Source organism: Salinicola sp. (genome assembly GCF_982684285.1).
In genome coordinates this window covers 1-3,042 of the sequence record NZ_CEXLVS010000356.1, presented here as the reverse complement: position 1 = coordinate 3,042, position 3,042 = coordinate 1, and the positions used below count along the sequence as shown (strand labels likewise).

The window sequence follows — 3,042 nt, the reverse complement described above, 5'->3', positions numbered from 1 at the left end:
CCTGGTTGCGCCCGCCGTGGCGATTGTCCTCGACATTGCGCGCATAGGCGGCGCGCATCGCGGCAAGCTCCTCGTCGCTGGCGTTGAGCGCCGCCAGCGCCGCCGTCTCGGGCTCGAGATAGCGTCTCGCCTGCAACAGCGAGAACGGCGGGATCTCCTGGTCCAGGTCGAGTTCGATCTCGCTGGCGAACTCCGGGTCCAGCGCCCACCCTTCCTGGCGCCGGGCCGCGCTCATCACCGAGCTGCCCACCTCCTCGTGCCGCTCCAGCACCAGCACGCCGTGCCCGACGCGTACCTCGACCTGGCCGACGACTTCCAGCGCGATCAGCGCCTCCCGCACCGACGCCCGACTGACCCCCAGCTGCTGCGCCAGGTCACGCTCCGGCGGCAACAAGGTGCCCGGCGGAAACTCCCCCTGGCGAATCAACACCAGCAACTGGTCGGCAATCTGACGATAGAGCCGCTGTGCGCGAATGGTCTGGATCGGCATCCATCGATCTCCCGGTTTCATGAGCAGGACGAGCCAGGCTCTGCTTGAGGAATTGAGGGCCGGTGTCTCTTCGCCGTGTCAACGTTGCAGTGGCGAACGCGGCCATCTCTCAGACAGGGCATAGACATTGGTCGCAAATGACAACGCTACCAGCGGCTTTCGGCAGCTTATTAGACGTTTGGCGATTTGCGGGCCGTTTCGGCAAAGGATAATACTTGGATCAAAGGTCAGGCCTTTAGACATTAGAACCAACCTTCTCTTCAGAAGCAAAAACAGAGCATCGAAGCCGCCTTCAGGAGCCCCGGTCATGCGACTTGCCAACAAAACCGCACTGATTACCGCTGCAGGACAAGGCATCGGCCGCGCCACCGTCGAACGGTTTTTGGCCGAGGGCGCCCGCGTGATCGCCACCGATATCGACCCCGCCAAGCTCGAGGGGTTGGAAGATGCCCAGTGTCACGCACTCGACGTCACCGATGCCGAGGCCGTGCGAGCCCTGATCGAATCGCTGCCACCACTGGACATCCTGTTCAACTGCGCCGGCACGGTGCCGAGCGGCTCGATCCTCGAGTGCGACGACGCCCAGTGGGCCTTTGCCCAGCGCCTCAACGTCGACTCCATGTTCTACACCATCCGCGCCGCGCTACCGGCGATGCTGGCCAACGGCGGCGGCAGCATCATCAACATGTCGTCGCTCGCCTCCAGCGCCAAGGGCGTGGTCAATCGCTTCGCCTACGGCACCACCAAGGCCGCCGTGGTCGGACTGACCAAATCCGTCGCCGCCGATTTCATGACCCGCGGCATCCGCTGCAACGCGATCTGCCCGGGCACGGTCGACTCCCCCTCCCTGCGCGAGCGGGTCGCCGAGCAGGCGCGCCAGCAGGGCCGCACCAACGACGAGGTCTTTGCCGAATTCATCGCCCGCCAACCCATGGGCCGGCTGGGCAAGGTGGAGGAGATCGCCGCGCTGGCGACGCATCTGGCCAGCGACGAAGCCTCGTTGATTACCGGCACGGTGCAGATGATCGATGGGGGGTGGTCCAATTGATCTCTTGAGTTCTCGTAGCTCGTAGCTCGTAGCTCGTAGCTCGTAGCTCGTAGCTCAAAACTAGACCCACTTCGCTAACGGACACAGACAAGGAAACCGCATGAAACTGCTACGCCACGGCCCCAAGGGTCAGGAAAAGCCCGGTCTGGTCGACGCCAACGGGGTCGTTCGCGACCTCTCCGGCCAGATCGAGGATATCGCCGGCGACGTGCTCTCCGACTCGGGCCTGGCTCGGCTGGCCCAGATCGATACCGCCAGCCTGCCGGAAGTCTCCGCCGGTACGCGGCTCGGCCCCTGCGTCGGCCGGGTCGGCAAGTTCATCTGCATCGGGCTGAACTACTCCGATCACGCCGCCGAGACCGGCGCCGAAGTGCCCGCGGAGCCGGTCGTCTTCAACAAGTGGACCAGCGCCATCTGCGGCCCCAACGACGACGTCGAGATCCCCCGCGGCTCCGAGAAGACCGACTGGGAAGTGGAACTGGGCGTGATCATCGGCAAGGGCGGGCGCTATATCGACGAAGCGGACGCCATGGGCCACGTCGCCGGCTTCTGCGTGGTCAACGACGTCTCCGAACGCGAATATCAGCTCGAGCGCAGCGGCACCTGGGACAAGGGCAAGGGCTGCGACACCTTCGGCCCGCTCGGCCCGTGGCTGGTCACCCGCGACGAAATCGCCGATCCGCAGAATCTGTCGATGTGGCTCGAAGTCGACGGCAAGCGCTACCAGGATGGCTCGACCCAGACCATGGTGTTCCAGGTGCCGCACCTGGTCGCCTATCTCAGCCGCTTCATGAGCCTGCAGCCGGGCGACGTCATCTCCACCGGTACGCCCCCGGGCGTCGGCATGGGCCAGAACCCCAAGGTCTTCCTCAAACCGGGCCAGACCATGCGCTTGGGGATCGAAGGGCTGGGCGAACAGCAGCAGCGCTGCGTCGAGAGCTGATCCGGCCATCGTCCACGGAGGTCACCGTCATGCGTATCGATGCCCATCAGCATTTCTGGCACTACCGGGCGAGCGAGTTTCCGTGGATCGACGGCGCCATGGGCGAATTGCAGCGGGATTTCCTGCCGCCGGACCTCGCCGCCGAACGGCAGGCCTGGGACATCGACGCGACGATCGCGGTCCAGGCGCGACCGCTGGCCCGGGAGACCGACTTCCTGCTGGAGCTGGCCGAGCACGACCCGTCGATCGTCGGCGTGGTCGGCTGGATCGATCCGGTGGCGGACGATCTGGAGACACAGCTGGATCGCCGGCACTCGTCGCGGCTGTGCGGCTTTCGCCACCTGATCCAGGACGAGGCCGAGCCCAGCGACTATCTGCGCCGGCGCGACGTGCAGCTAGGCGTCCAGCGGCTCCAGCGCGCGGGCTGGTGCTACGACGTGCTGGTCACCGCCGCCCATCTGCCGGCGACGCTCGACTTCTGCCGCGCCTGCGACGGGCACACGCTGATACTCGATCATCTCGGCAAACCCGACGTATTGGGCCACCTCGACAACCGGTGCG

Annotated in this window: 4 protein-coding genes; 3 read left to right on the top strand and 1 reads right to left on the bottom strand. The window is 65.6% G+C overall.

What is annotated here, in order from left to right; translation table 11 throughout:
• On the bottom strand, nt 1-490 hold a 490-nt coding region (locus AC3AYF_RS19725), incomplete at its 3' end, for a FadR/GntR family transcriptional regulator (RefSeq protein ID WP_487780242.1).
• Between the two features lie 307 nt (nt 491-797).
• Here AC3AYF_RS19725 and AC3AYF_RS19720 point away from each other — a divergent pair.
• The 3 genes from AC3AYF_RS19720 to AC3AYF_RS19710 form a co-directional block, all read left to right on the top strand.
• A complete protein-coding gene (locus AC3AYF_RS19720; RefSeq protein WP_295041397.1) occupies nt 798-1,538 on the top strand; it encodes an SDR family oxidoreductase in 741 nt (246 codons plus the stop codon).
• A gap of 100 nt (nt 1,539-1,638) precedes the next feature.
• Entirely contained in the window at nt 1,639-2,481 is an 843-nt protein-coding gene (locus AC3AYF_RS19715; protein ID WP_487780241.1) for a fumarylacetoacetate hydrolase family protein, read from the top strand.
• Between the two features lie 29 nt (nt 2,482-2,510).
• Nucleotides 2,511-3,042, top strand: a 532-nt coding sequence (locus tag AC3AYF_RS19710; RefSeq protein WP_487780240.1) for an amidohydrolase family protein, incomplete at its 3' end; no start/stop codon positions are given.